Consider the following 17,009-nt stretch of genomic DNA (forward strand, 5'->3'; position numbering starts at 1 on the left):
GCAAGCCTTGGCGCATGCCCCTTGTGCGCCCACCGACAGGTTTCCCACGGACAATTCCCCATGATCGATTGCCTGCGCAGCCTGCTGCGCCCTGTTTCTTTCCTGTCTGCTGCCGCTGCGGTGGCCGCGATGGCCTTGAGCGCTGGCGCCCAGGCCCAGACCGCGCCGGCCAGCGCGGCGCCAGCAACCCCGGCGGCCACGGTGCCCGCGTCATCCATGGCCTCGCGCGTGCTGGCCTGCACCGCCTGCCACGGCAAGGAGGGGCGGGCTACGCCCGACGGCTACTTTCCGCGCATTGCGGGCAAGCCTGCGGGCTACCTGGCCAACCAGCTCATCAACTTTCGCGACGGGCGGCGCAGCTACCCGCAGATGACTTACCTGATAGAGCACCTGACGGACGACTACCTGCGCGAGATGGCCGACCACTTCGCCGCGCTGGATGTGCCCTATCCGCCACCGCCCGCGCCCCAGGCACCCCCCGCTGCGCTGGAGCAAGGCCGCAAGCTGGTGCAAGTGGGCGACGTGGCCCGCAACATCCCCGCCTGCGTGGCCTGCCATGGCGCAGCCATGACGGGGGTGGAGCCGTCCATACCCGGCCTGCTGGGCCTGCCGCGCGACTACCTCAACAGCCAGCTCGGCGCCTGGAAGACCGGCCAGCGCCGCGCACATGCGCCCGACTGCATGGCCGATATTGCCCGCCAGCTCACGCCCGACGATGTGAGCGCGGTCTCTGCCTGGCTGGCCGCCCAGCCCGTGGCAGCAGGCGGCAAGCCTGCCCGTACCTTGCCTGCCGCCATGCCCGCACGCTGCGGTGGCGTGGCCGAAGTGCCTGTGGTCGCCGCTGCGGCACGCTGAGAAAGGATGCCCCGATGAAACGCATCCTCTGGTCCCTCTCTTGCGTGCTGGCGGCCCTTGGCATTGCCGCAGCCGTGCTGATCACCCTGAACCTGCGTGGTGAAGAACCGCTGCCCCCCAACGAGACGCTGCAGAGCACGCCCGCGCTGGTGCAGCGCGGCGAATACCTGGCCCGCGTGGGCAACTGCATGGCCTGCCACACCACGCAGGGCGGTGCGCCGTTTTCCGGCGGGCGCGGCATCGAGACGCCGTTTGGCGTGGTGCACAGCTCCAACCTCACGCCCGACAAGGCCCATGGGATCGGCGCGTGGACCTCTGCCGAGTTCTGGCGCGCCATGCACCACGGCCGCAGCAAGGACGGGCGCCTGCTCTACCCGGCCTTCCCTTACCCCAACTACACGCAGGTGACGCGCGAGGACTCGGACGCCATCTTTGCCTACCTGCAAAGCCTGCCCGCCGTCGCGGAGGCCAACCGCGACCACGCCCTGCGCTTTCCGTACAACACGCAGGCGGCGCTGGCCGTGTGGCGTGCGCTGTTCTTCACGCCCGGCGCGCCCCAGCACGAGCCTTTGAAAACGGCCGAGTACAACCGGGGCGCGTACCTGGTCAACGGCCTGGGTCACTGCACCGCCTGCCACACGCCGCGCAATGCACTGGGCGCCACCACCGATGCCAAGGCCTTCACCGGCGGGCTGATCCCGGTGCAGAACTGGTATGCCCCTGCGCTCAATGCTGCGCAGGAAGCGGGCGTCAAAGAGTGGAAGACGGACGACGTGGTCGCACTGCTCAAAACCGGCGTGGCCCCCCAGGGCTCGGTGCTGGGCCCCATGGCCGAGGTGGTGTTCCGCAGCACGCAGTACCTGAGCGACGTCGATGCCCGCGCCATGGCCGTGTACCTGCAGGCCCTGCCGCAGCAGGGCAGCACACCGCCCGCCACCGTGGCCGCGCCCCCGGCCAGCGCCATGGCGCGTGGCGGCAAGGTGTACGAGCAGCAATGCGCCCAGTGCCACGGCGACCAGGGCCAGGGCGAGCCCGGTGCCTTCCCCGCGCTGGCGGGCAACCGCGCAGTGATGCTGGCCGACCCGACCAACCTGGTGCGCGTGGTGCTGCAGGGCGGTTACCTGCCCGCCACCGCAGGCAACCCGCGCCCGTACGGCATGCCACCGTTCCAGCAGTTGTTGTCCGACGAAGACATCGCGGCCGTGACCACCTTTGTGCGCAACAGCTGGGGCAACCAGGCCCCCGGTGTGGGTACCATCGAGGTTTATCGCGCCCGCGAACGGCGCGGCATGTAGCAGTTGCTGGGGCGGCGGTTCGCCTGCCCGCAGTCCGGCCGCGTGCTGACCGACCCCCAGGAGCCCCTTAGATGCAAAGCCCGGCCGCATTGCCAGAATCCCCACCGCCATCAAGCCCTGAACTCCCCACGCGCGGCGGCTGGTGGGCGGTGTGCCTGTGCGCAGCATGGTGCGGCACCTGCGGTGTGTACCGCCCCCTGTTTGACGAACTGGCCCGGGCGCATCCGGAGGTGCGGTTCGAATGGGTGGACATCGAGGACGACTCGGACATCGCCGGTGATCTGGATGTGGAGACCTTCCCCACTCTGCTGATCGCCGATGGCGAGCGCGCGCTGTTTCTGGGGCCCTTGCTGCCCCAGGCGCCCGTGCTGGCGCGGTTGTTGACCAGCTTGCAGGCCGCAGCACCGGGCAGTGCCGGCGCAGGCGGAGAGGCGCAGCAAGTGTTCGAGCGCGTGCGTACCGCCCGCGGCGCGTAGCGGCCCACCGCGCCTGCCGCGCAGCATGCGACTCCGCTCCGCGTACTCCTGTTTTTATAGCTGCTAGCGCTTGATGGTAAAGCGCTAGAGGCACTTTTTATTTGATTTTTTTTGTGGCTACACAACGATCCCCGTGGTTTCAGACCAGTTCGCTGCAGGCCCAGTGCGACAGGGGCGCATGGTCGCGCGGCATGGATCTGTACCGGCGCGCCGACGTGGTTCGCATGGACGTCACCCCCCAGGCCGAAGGCAGCTGGACCATCGAGGGCGAGGTGCAGGGCAGCCTGCCCGCGCCGTACCAGGTGCTGGTGCACCTCATTCTTGCACCCAACGGGCAGGTCAAGCACTGGTCCGGGGATTGCACTTGCCCTGTGGGTGGGGACTGCAAGCACGCCGTGGCCCTGACGCTTGCGGCCGCGCAACTGAACCCTGCGGACGGAACGAACTCATCACATGCGGCAGATGCTTTGGCGGCAATGCGGGAGCGCAAAGAGGCTTTGGCCCGCGCCGAGGCCGAGGCACGGCTGGTGCACTGGCTGCAGGACTGGGACCGCGCTGTGGGCGCCGCCACCTCGCAGGCGCCAAGTGCGCATCCAGGGCGGCCCGAGTGCTATCTGTACCTCGTCTCCACCGCGGGGCGGTCGCGCACCACGGTGCCGCAGATGCAGCTGGAAGCCGTGGTCTCGTACCCCAAGGTCACGGGCGGCTGGGCCAAGCCCAAGCAGATCCGCACCCAGCCCGGGCCTGGCCAGGCGGTGTACGACCGCGCCAGCGATGCAGACCGCCAGGTGCTGCAGCTGCTGCGCGCCATGCCGCGCAGCGTGGGCTACTACTCGGCGTACAGCGTAGCGCCCATCGGGGTGCTGGAAGGGGCTGTGGGCTTGCTGGCGCTGGAGCAGGCGGCCGCCACGGGCCGGCTGTTTGTGGACGCGGGCGGGTCCACCGTGGGCGCACCCTTGCGCTGGGGCGATGCGCTGCCCATCACGTGGGGCTGGAAGGAGTCGGTGCCCGCCCAGGGGGGCGAGGGTGTCTGGGCACTGCAGGCCACGCTGCCCAGCGCGTCAGCGACGCTGTGCGACAACCACCCGCCTTTGTATCTGGACGCAAGCGAGGGCGTTTGCGGCCCGGTGCAGGCCGAGGGCCTGAGCCCGGCGCAGGTCGCCATGCTGCTCAAGGCGCCCGCCCTCAGCGCCACGGCGCTGCAAAAACACCATGCCGACATGGCACGCCGCATCGGTGGGCTGTTGCCGCTGCCGCCGGTGCTCGGGCCACTCGCGCGGGTGCACGGGGTGAACCCGGTGGCCCGTCTGCATCTTGCGCTGTCGCCGCCGCACGAAGTGGCAGACATGGGCCTCATCACCGCGCAACTGCAGTTCGATTACGCAGGCCATGTTGGTTGGTGGGCCGGGCAGGAGCTCGCCGTGCTGGTGCAAGGCGCTGACGGCGGCCAGGTGCTGCTGCAGCGCGACGCGGGGGCCGAACTCAACGCCATCCAAAGCCTGATGGACCTCGGCCTGCTGGCCACCGACGAAGGCCTGTTTGGCATTCCGGGTGAACACTCGCAGAACGACTGGATGCACTGGGCGGACAACGGCTTTGAGGTGCTGCGAAACGCCGGTTTTGACATCACGCTGGATGCGGCGCTGGACGGCTGGATCCAGCATGCCGACGCGCTCGATGTAGCGCTGCAGCCCGAAGGCGGCGACGAGGCCACATCGCCGTGGTTTGCGCTGTCGCTGGGCATGGACATCGACGGCGTGCGGCACAACATCCTGCCCTGGCTGCCCCATCTGATTGCTGCTGCAGCCACCCAGCCGCTGGACCCTGCCACGGGCCTGCCCCAGCTGCCCTCGCATGTCTACCTGCCGTCGTTGAGCGGTCCTGGCTTTGTGCGCCTGCCCACCGACACCCTGCGGCCCTGGATGGCGGCGCTGATGGATCTGGTGGGCGACCGGGCGCGGGACTTCCAGGCCGGCAGCCTGAAGCTATCGCGCCTGGACGCGCTGCGCACCAGCGCCGCGCTGGGCGAAGGCGCGGTGTGGCAGGGCGCCGATGCCTTGCGTGCCATGGTGGCCCAGTTGCGGGGCGCCAGTGCCTTGCCCGATGTGCCGCTGCCCGCCAGCGTGTTGGCCACGCTGCGCCCCTACCAGCAGCAGGGCCTGAACTGGCTGCAGTTCTTGAGCGCCAATGGCCTGGCCGGGGTGCTGGCCGACGACATGGGCCTGGGCAAAACGCTGCAGACGCTGGCCCACATCCAGGTCGAAAAAGACGCCGGGCGCCTGACCCACCCCGCGCTGGTCATCGCGCCCGTGAGCCTGATGGGCAACTGGCAGCGCGAAGCCGCGCGCTTTTGCCCCGGCCTGCGCTGCCTGGTGCTGCACGGCGCAGGCCGCCACCAGGTGGCTGACGAAGTCACCGAGCACGACCTCGTCATCGCCCCGTATTCGCTGCTGCAGCGCGACCGCGAACGCTGGCTGGCGCACCAGTGGCACCTGGTGGTGCTCGACGAAGCCCAGAACATCAAGAACGCCAGCACGCATGCCGCCCAGGTGGTCAGCCAGCTGCAGGCGCGTCACCGGCTGTGCCTGTCGGGCACGCCCATGGAAAACCACCTGGGTGAGATCTGGAGCCTGTTCCACTTCCTGATGCCGGGCTTTCTGGGAAGCCAGCAGCGCTTCAAGGAAGTGTTTCGCACGCCCATCGAAAAGCAGGGCGACGGCGCGCGCATGGCGCAGCTGCGTGCGCGCATCACGCCCTTCATGCTGCGGCGAACCAAGGCGCTGGTGGCGGGCGAGCTGCCGCCCAAGGTCGAATCGGTGATGCCCGTGGAACTGACCGGCGCGCAGGCCGACCTGTACGAAACCATCCGCCTGGGGATGGAAAAAACCGTGCGCGAGGCTTTGCAGTCCAAGGGGCTGGCCAAATCGCAGATCACCATCCTCGATGCGCTGCTCAAGTTGCGCCAGGTCTGCTGCCATCCACAACTGGTGCCGCTGGATGCGGCCAAAAAGGTCAAGACATCGGCCAAACTGGACCAGCTGATGGCGCTGCTGCCCGAGATGCTCGCCGAAGGGCGGCGCATTTTGCTGTTCTCGCAGTTCACCAGCATGCTCACGCTGATCGAGGCCGAGTTGAAAAAGCGCGGCCTGCCCTGGGTCAAGCTCACGGGCCAGAGCCAAAAGCGCGACGCGATCATTGAACAGTTCACCAGCGGGCAGGTGCCGCTGTTCCTCATCAGCCTCAAGGCGGGCGGGGTGGGGTTGAACCTGCCACAGGCCGACACGGTGATCCACTACGACCCCTGGTGGAACCCGGCGGTGGAAAACCAGGCCACCGATCGCGCCCACCGCATTGGCCAGGTGCAGAGCGTCTGGGTGATCAAGCTGGTGGCGCAGGGCACGATCGAAGAACGCATCCTGGCGCTGCAGGAGCGCAAGGCCCAGTTGGCGGGCAGTCTGTACAGTGGCGCTGCGGCCCGCAAGGTGCCGATGTTCACCGAGGGCGATCTGGCCGAGCTGTTGCAGCCGCTATCACTGTCATAGCTGCTCGCGCTGGTGGGGTGCGCGTAAGGGGCTGTTTTTGTGCCTTATCGGCCTGCAAGCCGCATGAGCGCTGGCATTGGTGAGGAATCAAGGGCGCGAAAGGGCGTGTTGACAACAGTTTTCCCCTTGCGTGTCTTTGCAAAACAGCCCTTTGCGCGCTACAATACAACTCTCACGACCAAGCGGGCGGGTACCAACCGCCCGTTTTTTTTGGTCGAACGCTTTTGGAGCTCGAAGCTGTCGGAGAGGGTCTCCGGGGGTTATCGGGTTTTTTGTTTTGGACACACGCAAACAGGTGCACAAAAAAGTGCTTCCTTGGAGAGGGCGATTGGCCTGATTCTGATTTGCGTATGTCGGATTGTTTTTCCGGGATTGAACTGAGCACGTGGCATTGCAGCAAGTCGTTGAAGAAATCGTGACGGGTCTGGGCTATGACCTGGTGGAGATCGAACGCTCCGCCGGCGGCCTTCTGCGCGTCACCATCGATTTGCCCTGGGTGCAGCCGGCTGCCGACGCGCCGACACCCCCAGTGGAGCAGTTTGTCACTGTCGAGGATTGCGAGAAGGTTACCCGCCAGCTGCAGTTTGCGCTGGAGGTGGATGGCGCCGAATACAAGCGCCTGGAAGTCTCGTCGCCCGGTATCGACCGCCCCTTGCGTCACGAGCAGGATTTCGTGCGCTTCGAGGGCTTGGTCATTGACATCACCCTGAAGGCGCCCATCGGCGCCGCAGCAGCGGGAGGGCAGGTCAACGCCACCCGCAAGAAATTTCGCGGCACGCTGGAGCGGGCCGAGACCGGGGGCTGGCAGATCGTCTGGAGCGACGAGCCGCCGGTCAAGCCAGGTCAGAGAGTCAGCAAGAAACGCGTGCCCGCCCCGTTGCAGGCGATGGGCTTCACCCTGGACGAGTGCCGGGATGTACGCCTGGCGCCCATCGTGGACTTCAAGGGGCGCGCGGGCAAAGCCGGGGCTGCCCCTGGCTGATTTGCTGCTGAACAATGTGGGGTGGGTGGTTGCAGCGCGCAGCCCCGCCCTCGGGTGATTGAAACAGGAGAGTCGTCGCATGAATCGCGAATTGTTGATGTTGGTTGAGGCCATTTCGCGCGAAAAGAACGTGGAGCGTGATGTGGTCTTGGGCGCCGTGGAGTCGGCCCTGGCCCAAGCTACCAAAAAGCTGTACCAGGGCGAGGTGGACATTCGCGTGTCCGTAGATCGCGACAGCGGCAACTACGAGACTTTCCGTCGCTGGCTGGTGGTGCCCGATGATGCCGGCCTGCAAAACCCCGAGGCCGAAGAGCTGCTGATGGATGCGAAGGACCGCATTCCGGACATCGAAGTGGGCGAGTACATCGAAGAAGGTGTCGAGTCCGTGCCGATTGGCCGTATTGGCGCCATGGCTGCCAAGCAGGTCATCCTGCAGAAGATCCGCGACGCCGAGCGCGAAATGCTGCTCAACGACTTCATGTCGCGTGGCGAGAAGATTTTCACCGGCACCGTCAAGCGCATGGACAAGGGCGACATCATTGTCGAGTCTGGCCGCGTGGAAGGCCGTCTGCGTCGCGGCGAGATGATCCCCAAGGAAAACCTGCGCAGCGGCGACCGCGTGCGGGCCATGATCATGGAAGTGGACCTGACGCTGCGCGGCGCGCCCATCATCCTGTCGCGCTCGGCCCCCGAGTTCATGATCGAGCTCTTCCGCAACGAAGTGCCCGAGATCGAGCAGGGCCTGCTGGAGATCAAGTCCTGCGCACGTGACCCCGGCTCGCGCGCCAAGATCGCCGTGCTCTCGCACGACAAGCGCGTGGACCCCATCGGCACCTGCGTAGGTGTGCGCGGCACCCGCGTGAATGCGGTGACCAACGAACTCGCTGGCGAACGCGTGGACATCGTCCTGTGGTCTGAAGACCCGGCCCAGTTTGTGATTGGCGCCCTGGCACCGGCCAACGTGTCCTCCATCGTGGTCGATGAAGAAAAACACGCCATGGACGTGGTGGTAGACGAGGAAAACCTCGCCATCGCCATCGGCCGTGGTGGTCAGAACGTGCGCCTGGCGTCCGATCTGACCGGCTGGAAAATCAACATCATGGACGCCGCCGAAAGCGCGCAGAAGCAGGCCAACGAGACCGACACGGCCCGCAAGCTGTTCATGGAAAAGCTCGATGTGGACGAGGAAATCGCTGACATCCTGATCGCTGAAGGTTTCAACAGCCTGGAAGAAGTGGCCTACGTGCCGCTGCAGGAAATGCTGGAGATCGAAAGCTTCGACGAAGATACCGTGAACGAGCTGCGCGCCCGTGCCAAGGATGCCCTCCTGACCATGGAAATCGCCCGTGAGGAAAGCGTGGAAGAGGTCTCCCAGGACCTGCGCGACCTCGAAGGCCTCACCCCCGAGCTGATTGCAAAGTTGGCCGAAGGCGGTGTGCACACACGTGACGACCTGGCCGATCTGGCCATTGATGAACTGACCGACCTGACCGGACAGTCTGATGAAGATGCCAAAGCCTTGATCATGAAGGCGCGCGAACACTGGTTCGCAGGGCAAGAGTAAAGGTCAGGGAGGCACGAACCACATATGTCCAGTAATACTGTCGCCGAGTTTGCAACCGAACTCAAAAAATCGCCCGAAATCCTGCTCGATCAGCTCAAGGCTGCCGGTGTGGGCAAGGCTGCCCTGTCTGATCCGTTGACCGAGTCTGACAAGCAAAAACTGCTGGCTTACCTGCAGGCCAGCCACGGTACGGCCTCGGCCGACCGCAAGAAAATCACGCTCGTGAAGAAGTCCACCAGCGAGATCAAGCAGGCGGATGCCACGGGCAAGGCCCGCACGATCCAGGTAGAGGTGCGCAAGAAGCGCACTTTCATCCAGCGTGACGAAGGCGCAGAAGCCGTGGCTGAAGCGCGCGAGCCCATGGTCGAGCAGGTTGCCGTCTCGAGTGAGGATCAGGAACTGGCCCGCCGCGAGGAAGAAGCCCGTCGTCAGGCCGAACTGATCCGTCGACAGGAAGCTGAACTCGCCGAAAAGCGCGCAGAGCGCGAAGCCCGCGAGAAGCGCGAACGCGAAGCCGAAGAGCGCGCTGCCGCCTACGCCGCCCAGGAAGCCGAAAAGAAGGCGCAGGCCTCTGCCGTCAAGCAGGAAGCCACCCGTGAGCAGGCCGCCGAAGCCGCCGCGCGCACTGCTGCGCAGAACGAGGCGCGCGAAAAGGCTGCTGCCGAATCGAAGGCACGCTCGGACGAGGAGTCCGCCCGTGCTGCTGATCTGGATGCACGCCGCCGCAAGGCCGAGGCCGAAGCTGCCGCCATCCGTTCGATGATGGCCACACCCAAGAAGGCTGTCATGGTGGCCAAGAAGCCCGAGGAAGCCAAGCCTGTTGCCAAGCCCGCTGCCGTGGGCGATGCCAAAAAGGGCACCCTGCACAAGCCTGCCGTCGGCACGGGCGTGCCGCGTGCGGGCGCTCCTGCAGCGGCTGGTGCCGCGGCGCCGGGCGCTGGCAAGGAAGTGAAGTCGGCCAAGCTGTCCTCCAGCTGGGCCAATGACACCGCCAAGAAGAAAGAAATCAAGACCCGCGGCGACAGCAGTGGCGGCGTCGGTCGCAACAACTGGCGTGGTGGCCCCCGTGGCCGCCGTGGTGACAACCGCGACCACCGCGATGACCACCAGCAATCCGCGCCGGTCGAAGCGCGCACGATTGAAGTGCACGTGCCCGAGACCATCACGGTCGCCGAGCTGGCACACAAGATGTCCATCAAGGCCAACGAGGTCATCAAGGCGCTGATGAAGATGGGCCAGATGGTCACCATCAACCAGCCGCTGGACCAGGACACCGCCATGATCGTGGTGGAAGAACTGGGCCACAAGGCCGTGGTGGCGGCGTTGGACGATCCGGAAGCCTTTACCGATGAGGATTCGGGCCAGCAAAACGTCGAACTCCTGCCGCGCGCTCCCGTCGTGACCGTCATGGGCCACGTGGACCACGGCAAGACCTCGCTGCTGGACTACATCCGCCGCGCCAAGGTGGCTGCGGGCGAAGCCGGTGGCATTACCCAGCACATTGGTGCCTACCACGTGGAAACGCCACGCGGCATGGTGTCGTTCCTCGACACCCCGGGTCACGAGGCCTTCACGGCCATGCGTGCCCGTGGTGCGCAGGCCACCGACATCGTGATTCTGGTGGTGGCTGCCGATGACGGTGTGATGCCACAGACCAAGGAAGCCATCAAGCACGCCAAGGCGGCGGGTGTTCCTATCGTGGTCGCCATCACCAAGTCGGACAAGCCCGATGCCAACCCCGACCGCGTCAAGCAGGAGCTGGTGGTCGAAGAAGTGGTGCCTGAAGAATACGGCGGCGATTCGCCCTTTGTGCCCGTGTCCTCCAAGACCGGTATGGGTATCGACACCCTGCTGGAGCAGGTGCTGCTGCAGGCCGAAGTGCTGGAGCTCAAGGCGCCCGTCGATTCGCTGGCCAAGGGCCTCGTGATCGAAGCGCAGCTCGACAAGGGCCGCGGCCCGGTGGCCACGGTGTTGGTGCAGGCCGGTACGCTCAAGGTCGGCGATGTGGTGCTGGCGGGCCAGACCTATGGCCGCGTGCGCGCCATGCTGGACGAGAACGGCAAGGTCGCCAAGACGGCCGGTCCGTCGATCCCCGTGGAAATCCAGGGCCTGACCGAAGTTCCGCAGGCTGGTGACGAGTTTATGGTGCTCACGGACGAACGCCGTGCCCGTGAGATCGCCACCTACCGTGCAGGCAAGTTCCGCAACACCAAGCTGGCCAAGCAGCAGGCTGCCAAGCTGGAAAACATGTTCGCCGACATGACGGCGGGCGAGGTCAAGACCCTGCCCATCATCGTCAAGGCCGACGTGCAAGGCTCGCAGGAAGCGCTGGCCCAGTCGCTGCTCAAGCTCTCGACCGACGAGGTCAAGGTGCAACTGGTGTACGCCGCCGTGGGTGCCATTAGCGAGTCCGACATTAACCTGGCGATTGCATCCAAGGCCATCGTGATCGGCTTCAATGTGCGTGCCGATGCCGGTGCGCGCAAGCTGGCCGAAGGCAATGGTGTTGATCTGCACTACTACAGCATCATCTATGACGCTGTGGACGAGCTGCGTGTGGCAATGTCCGGCATGCTAGCCCCTGAGCAGCGCGAAGAAGTCATTGGCACGGCCGAAATCCGCACCGTGTTCGTGGCCTCCAAGATCGGTACTGTGGCCGGTTCGTACATCACGTCCGGCATGGTCCATCGCAACGCCAAATTCCGTCTGCTGCGCGACAACGTGGTGGTCTACACGGGCGAAGTCGATTCGATCAAGCGCCTCAAGGACGATGTCAAGGATGTCAAGGAAGGCTTTGAGTGCGGTATCAAGCTCAAGAACTACAACGACATCAAGGAAGGCGATCAACTCGAGTTCTTTGACATCAAGGAAATCGCAAGAACTCTATGAGTCACCCCCTGAGTCGCTTCACGCCTTCCCCCTCTCTCGACTCGCTGTGCGAGTCGGGAGGGGGACGCCCCCAGCGCGGCGGGGCGGCCCTTGCGCGGGGGCACTCGCATGAACCCCGCCAAGTGCATGGGTCGCAGGTGAATGAATCCGTGCTGGAAAGCTGCTGACAACATGGCTGCGAAGAAATCTTCTACACCGAACCGCGCCTTCAAGGTGGCCGATCAGATCCAGCGCGATCTGACGGAGCTGATTGCGCGCGAGTTGAAAGACCCGCGCGTGGGTATGGTCACGCTGCAGGGTGTGGAGGTGACTCCCGACTACGCACATGCCAAGGTGTTCTTCAGCCTGCTGACGGGCGACCCTGTGGAAACCCAGGCAGCGCTCAACCAGGCGGCCGGGTTCCTGCGCAACGGTCTGTTCAAGCGTCTGCACATCCACACCGTGCCTACGCTGCACTTTGTGTTCGACCGCACCTCCGAGCGTGCGGCTGACATGAACGCCTTGATCGCCAAGGCCGTTTCTTCGCGCGCGAAAGAGGACTAGCCTATGCACGCGCCACGCACCAGGGTGCAGCGGCGCCCTGTGCATGGGGTGTTGTTGCTGGATAAACCGCTCGGCCTGTCGAGCAATGACGCCTTGCAAAAGGCGAAATGGCTGCTGCGCGCCGAGAAAGCGGGCCACACGGGCACGCTGGACCCGCTCGCCACGGGCGTGTTGCCGCTGTGTTTCGGCGCCGCCACCAAATTCAGCCAGCTGCAGCTGGACGCTCCCAAGACCTATGAGGCAATCGCCCTGCTGGGCACCACCACCACCACTGGCGATGCCGAAGGTGATGTGGTGCAGCGCTGTGATGTGGACCCTGCGCAGCTCACGCCCGAGCGCCTCGCCGCAGTTCAGCAGCAGTTCACCGGCCCCATTCGCCAGGTGCCGCCCATGCACAGCGCGCTCAAGAAAGATGGCAAGGCGTTGTACGAATACGCAAGGGCCGGTGTCACCGTAGAGCGCGAGGCGCGCGACGTGGTCATTCATGCATTAAAACTGACCTTGACGCAGACGGATAAAGCGCAAACAGCTATCAAAATAATAGTGACCTGCAGCAAAGGCACCTACATCCGCACGCTGGGCGAAGACATCGGCGCGGCGCTCGGTTGCGGCGCGCACCTGACGTTCCTGCGCCGCATCGATACCGGTGGCATTGGCGTGGAGCGCTGCGTGACACTGGCCCAGCTGGAGGCCATGCCCGAGGCAGAGCGCCTGGCCAGCCTGGAGGCGCCCGAGTCCCTGCTGGCCCACCACGTGCGTGTCACGCTGGACAGTGAAAATGCAGCCCGATTCCTGTCGGGCGTGCGTCGCCGTGGCAACTGGCCCGATGCCAGTGCCGTGGCGGTGTTTGGCGAGAACCCACCGGCGTTGCTGGGGGTGGGCCACATCGTGGGCGGGGAGCTGGTGCCGGACAGGCTCCTGAGTCCGCTGGAAATTCAACAAATTTTGGAAGGCATGCCGCACCCTCAAGCCAGCGGCACATTGGAAAAACTATGACGACGAAACAAATCCGCAATATCGCGATCATTGCCCACGTTGACCACGGCAAAACCACCATGGTCGACCAGCTGCTGCGCCAGTCCGGCACCTTTGCCGACCACGAAAAGGTCGTCGATACCGTAATGGACAACAACGCGATCGAAAAAGAGCGTGGCATCACCATCCTGGCCAAGAACTGTGCCGTGAGCTGGAAGGGTACGCACATCAACATCGTGGACACCCCCGGCCACGCGGACTTCGGCGGCGAAGTGGAACGTGCGTTGTCCATGGTGGACAGCGTGGTGCTGCTGATCGATGCGCAGGAAGGCCCCATGCCCCAGACGCGTTTCGTGACCAAGAAGGCACTGGCCCTGGGCCTGCGCCCCATCCTGGTGGTGAACAAGGTGGATAAGCCCGGTGCCAACCCTGACAAGGTGGTGAACGCCGCGTTCGACCTGTTCGACAAGCTTGGTGCTACCGATGAACAGCTCGACTTTCCTGTGGTGTACGCCTCGGGCATCAACGGCTGGTCGTCGCTGGAAGAAGGCGCACCGGGTGAGCAGTGGGGCCCCGACATGTCGGCCCTGTTCGACACCATCCTCTCGCACGTTCCGCCCAACACGGGCGATGCCAATGCGCCGCTGCAGCTGCAGATCTCTGCGCTGGACTTCTCCAGCTTCGTGGGCCGCATCGGCGTGGGCCGCATCAGCCAGGGCACCCTGAAGCCCATGCAGGACGTGATCGTCATGGAAGGCCCTGATGGCAAGGCCGTGAAGGGCCGTGTGAACCAGGTGCTGACCTTCCAGGGCCTCGATCGCATGCAGACCCCCTTGGCGGGCCCTGGCGACATCGTGCTGATCAACGGCATTGAAGACATCGGTATCGGCGTGACCGTGACCGATCCTGCCAACCCCGCGCCGCTGCCCATGCTGAAGGTGGATGAGCCCACCCTGACCATGAACTTCTGCGTGAACACCAGCCCGCTGGCCGGCCGCGAAGGCAAGTTCGTGACCAGCCGCCAGATCTGGGACCGCCTGCAAAAGGAACTGCAGCACAACGTGGCCCTGCGTGTGAACGAGACCGACGAAGAAGGCATCTTCGAAGTGATGGGCCGTGGTGAACTGCACCTGACCATCCTCCTGGAAAACATGCGCCGCGAAGGTTACGAGCTGGCCGTGTCCAAGCCCCGCGTGGTGTTCAAGGACATCGACGGTGTCAAGCACGAGCCTATCGAGCTGGTGACGGCCGACATCGAAGAAGGCCACCAAGGCGGCGTGATGCAGGCCCTGGGCGAGCGCAAGGGCGAGTTGGTGAACATGGAGTCCGACGGCCGTGGCCGCGTTCGCCTGGAGTACCGCATCCCGGCCCGTGGCCTGATCGGTTTCACCAACGAATTCTTGAACCTGACGCGTGGGTCCGGCCTCATCAGCAACATCTTCGACAGCTACGAGCCGCACAAGGGCGAGATCGGTGGCCGCAAGAACGGCGTGCTGATCTCCATGGACGACGGTGAAATCTTCACCTATGCCCTGGGCAAGCTGGACGACCGTGGCCGCATGTTCGTGAAGGCCAACGACCCCGTGTACGAAGGCATGATTGTCGGCATCCACAGCCGCGACAACGACCTGGTGGTGAACGCCACGCGCACCAAGCAGCTGACCAACTTCCGCGTCTCGGGCAAGGAAGACGCGATCAAGATCACGCCCCCGATCGATTGCACGCTGGAATACGGCGTGGAATTCATCGAGGACGACGAACTGGTCGAAATCACGCCCAAGTCGATCCGCCTGCGCAAGCGCCATCTGACCGAAAACGAGCGCAAGCGCGCTTCGCGGTCCTGATGGGCTGAGCGTTTGCCAAAAGGGCCACTGCCGTGCAGTGGCCTTTTTTCCGCCCGTCGCAGCTATGCCAAAACTCACCCACTCCCGTGCTGTTTTTCTGATGGTGGCCGTGACCCTGATGTGGTCCATCGCCGGTGTGGTCACGCGCCATCTTGAACATGCGCGCAGCTTTGAAGTCACCTTCTGGCGCAGCTTCTTCACCCTGCTGGCGCTGCTCATCATCCTGCCGACCTTGCAGGGCAGGGCGGTGTTCACGTCGATGCGCCACAGCGGGCGCGCCTTGTGGATTTCTGGCGTGTGCTGGAGCGTCATGTTCACCGCCTTCATGGTGGCCATCATGCTCATGCCGGTCGCCAATGTGCTGGTGACCATGGCTGTGGGGCCGCTGCTGACCGCGCTGTTTGCCCGTGTGTTCATCGGCCACCACATTGCACCGCGCACGTGGGTGGCGATTGCGGTGGCTGGCCTCGGTATTGCGTGGATGTATGGCTCGCAGATGGCAGGCCTGCCCATCGTGGGCACGCTGGTTGCCTTGTGTGTTCCGGTGGCCGCGGCCATCAACTGGACGGTGGTGCAGCATTCGCAGCGCCATGGCCATGCGGTGGACCTGGTACCCGCCGTGCTGGTGGGGGCGGTGATCTCGGTTTTGGCCACGCTGCCGGTGGCTCTGCCTTTTCAGGCGTCATGGCACGACCTGGGCCTGCTGGCGCTGCTGGGCGTGGTGCAATTGGCCATACCGTGCGTGCTGGCCGTGCGCTGCGGGCGCGTGCTCAAGGCACCCGAGATGGCGCTGCTCGGGCTGCTCGAAGTAATCTTTGGCATCTTGCTGGCATGGCTGGGTGCGGGCGAACGACCCGCCGCTGCCGTGCTGACGGGGGGCGCACTGGTGATCGGTGCGCTGGTTTTCAATGAACTGTTGGGTTGGAAGGAACAGAAATGACGGAGACGGTGGTGTCGGAAGTACTGAGTGAAGTGCGTGGCCAGGTAGGCTTCATCACGTTGAATCGCCCGCGTGCGCTCAATGCGTTGTCGCTCGGCATGGTGCGGGACCTGATGGGCATCCTGCTGGCCTGGCAGGACGATGCGCGGGTGCTGGCCGTGGCCATCCGCGGCAGCAACAAGGAAGGTCCGTTTGGCGCCTTCTGCGCAGGCGGTGACATCCGCTTCCTGCACCAGGCAGGCAGCACGGGCAATCCGCAGCTCGAAGATTTCTTTACCGAGGAATACGCGCTCAACCACCTGATCCACAACTATCCCAAGCCCTACATTGCCTTCATGGACGGCATCGTCATGGGCGGCGGCATGGGTATCAGCCAGGGTGGCAGCCTGCGCATCGTGACCGAGCGCACCAAGATGGCCATGCCGGAGACGGCCATCGGCCTGTTCCCGGATGTGGGCGGCGGCTACTTTCTCTCGCGCTGCCCCGGCCGGGTGGGCGAGTGGCTGGCCTTGACGGGGGACACCATCGGCGCCGCAGACGCCATTGCCTTCAAGCTTGCCGACGGCTTCCTGGCCGCCGACCAGCAGGCCGCGGTGTGGGACGCCCTGGGCGCACAAACCTTTGCAGACGGCGCCGCGGCGCAGCAATGGGTTGCTTCAAAATTTGTAGCTGCGGGCGCTTTTTCTATAAGCGCTGGAGGCCAAATTGACCAATATTTTTCTCTCGATGATGTGCCGGCCATCGTGAAAGCGCTTGAAGGCGCGGACAGCGATTGGGCCCGTACCACCGCCGCCACGCTGCGCAAGCGCTCGCCGCTGATGCTGCATGTGGTGCTGGAGCAGATCCGCCGCGCACGCGGCATGGACCTGGCCGACGACCTGCGCATGGAGCGCGACATGGTGCGGCACTGCTTTTACCTGCGGCCCGGCCAGAGTGAGACGGTGGAAGGCATCCGTGCGTTGGCGGTGGACAAGGACCACCAGCCGAAGTGGAGCCCCGATCGCATCGAGGATGTGAACCCGGCGCTGGTGCAGGACTTCTTCAAGAGCCCTTGGCCGACGCATGCGCACCCGCTGGCCCACCTCAACTGACTGGGGCGTGCCC

The 17,009-nt window shown here is 64.9% G+C and carries 12 protein-coding genes; all 12 read left to right on the forward strand.

The features are described from left to right. The first annotated feature begins 60 nt into the window (after positions 1-60). The 12 genes from AAFF19_RS10885 to AAFF19_RS10940 all read left to right on the forward strand — a co-directional run bounded on the left by AAFF19_RS10885 (position 61) and on the right by AAFF19_RS10940 (position 16,996). A complete protein-coding gene (locus AAFF19_RS10885; RefSeq protein ID WP_008903997.1) occupies positions 61-855 on the forward strand; it encodes a c-type cytochrome in 795 nt (264 codons plus the stop codon). 14 nt (positions 856-869) lie between these two features. Beyond that, positions 870-2,150, forward strand: coding sequence for a cytochrome c (locus AAFF19_RS10890; protein ID WP_342721794.1), 1,281 nt, complete (start codon positions 870-872; stop codon positions 2,148-2,150). A gap of 71 nt (positions 2,151-2,221) precedes the next feature. Next, positions 2,222-2,626 carry a thioredoxin family protein gene (locus AAFF19_RS10895; RefSeq protein ID WP_182120239.1) on the forward strand — a complete coding sequence of 135 codons (405 nt, stop codon included), beginning with the start codon at positions 2,222-2,224 and terminating at the stop codon, positions 2,624-2,626. Positions 2,627-2,817: 191 nt separating this feature from the next. After that, entirely contained in the window at positions 2,818-6,168 is a 3,351-nt protein-coding gene (locus AAFF19_RS10900) for a DEAD/DEAH box helicase (RefSeq protein ID WP_342721795.1), read from the forward strand. Positions 6,169-6,553: 385 nt separating this feature from the next. Continuing rightward, positions 6,554-7,150 carry a ribosome maturation factor RimP gene (gene rimP, locus AAFF19_RS10905; RefSeq protein ID WP_342721796.1) on the forward strand — a complete coding sequence of 199 codons (597 nt, stop codon included), beginning with the start codon at positions 6,554-6,556 and terminating at the stop codon, positions 7,148-7,150. A gap of 79 nt (positions 7,151-7,229) precedes the next feature. Continuing rightward, positions 7,230-8,714 (forward strand): transcription termination factor NusA, encoded by a 1,485-nt coding sequence (gene nusA / locus AAFF19_RS10910; protein WP_008904002.1) that lies wholly within the window; start codon positions 7,230-7,232, stop codon positions 8,712-8,714. 24 nt (positions 8,715-8,738) lie between these two features. After that, on the forward strand, positions 8,739-11,603 hold the full coding sequence (gene infB, locus AAFF19_RS10915) for a translation initiation factor IF-2 (protein ID WP_008904003.1): 2,865 nt from the start codon (positions 8,739-8,741) through the stop codon (positions 11,601-11,603). A gap of 171 nt (positions 11,604-11,774) precedes the next feature. After that, a complete protein-coding gene (gene rbfA / locus AAFF19_RS10920) occupies positions 11,775-12,146 on the forward strand; it encodes a 30S ribosome-binding factor RbfA (protein ID WP_008904004.1) in 372 nt (123 codons plus the stop codon). 3 nt (positions 12,147-12,149) lie between these two features. After that, complete coding sequence (truB, locus tag AAFF19_RS10925; RefSeq protein WP_008904005.1) at positions 12,150-13,142, forward strand: tRNA pseudouridine(55) synthase TruB; 993 nt, start codon at positions 12,150-12,152, stop codon at positions 13,140-13,142. Next, positions 13,139-14,965 carry a translational GTPase TypA gene (typA, locus tag AAFF19_RS10930; RefSeq protein ID WP_182120243.1) on the forward strand — a complete coding sequence of 609 codons (1,827 nt, stop codon included), beginning with the start codon at positions 13,139-13,141 and terminating at the stop codon, positions 14,963-14,965. Before truB ends, typA begins: the two co-directional genes overlap by 4 nt. A gap of 64 nt (positions 14,966-15,029) precedes the next feature. Then, positions 15,030-15,905, forward strand: a complete 876-nt coding sequence (locus tag AAFF19_RS10935; protein WP_342721797.1) for a DMT family transporter — start codon at positions 15,030-15,032, stop codon at positions 15,903-15,905. After that, complete coding sequence (locus tag AAFF19_RS10940; RefSeq protein ID WP_342721798.1) at positions 15,902-16,996, forward strand: enoyl-CoA hydratase/isomerase family protein; 1,095 nt, start codon at positions 15,902-15,904, stop codon at positions 16,994-16,996. The genes AAFF19_RS10935 and AAFF19_RS10940 overlap by 4 nt, the downstream gene beginning before the upstream one ends. Positions 16,997-17,009: the final 13 nt, after the last annotated feature.

This window comes from Acidovorax sp. FHTAMBA (assembly GCF_038958875.1).
Classification (GTDB): domain Bacteria; phylum Pseudomonadota; class Gammaproteobacteria; order Burkholderiales; family Burkholderiaceae_C; genus Acidovorax.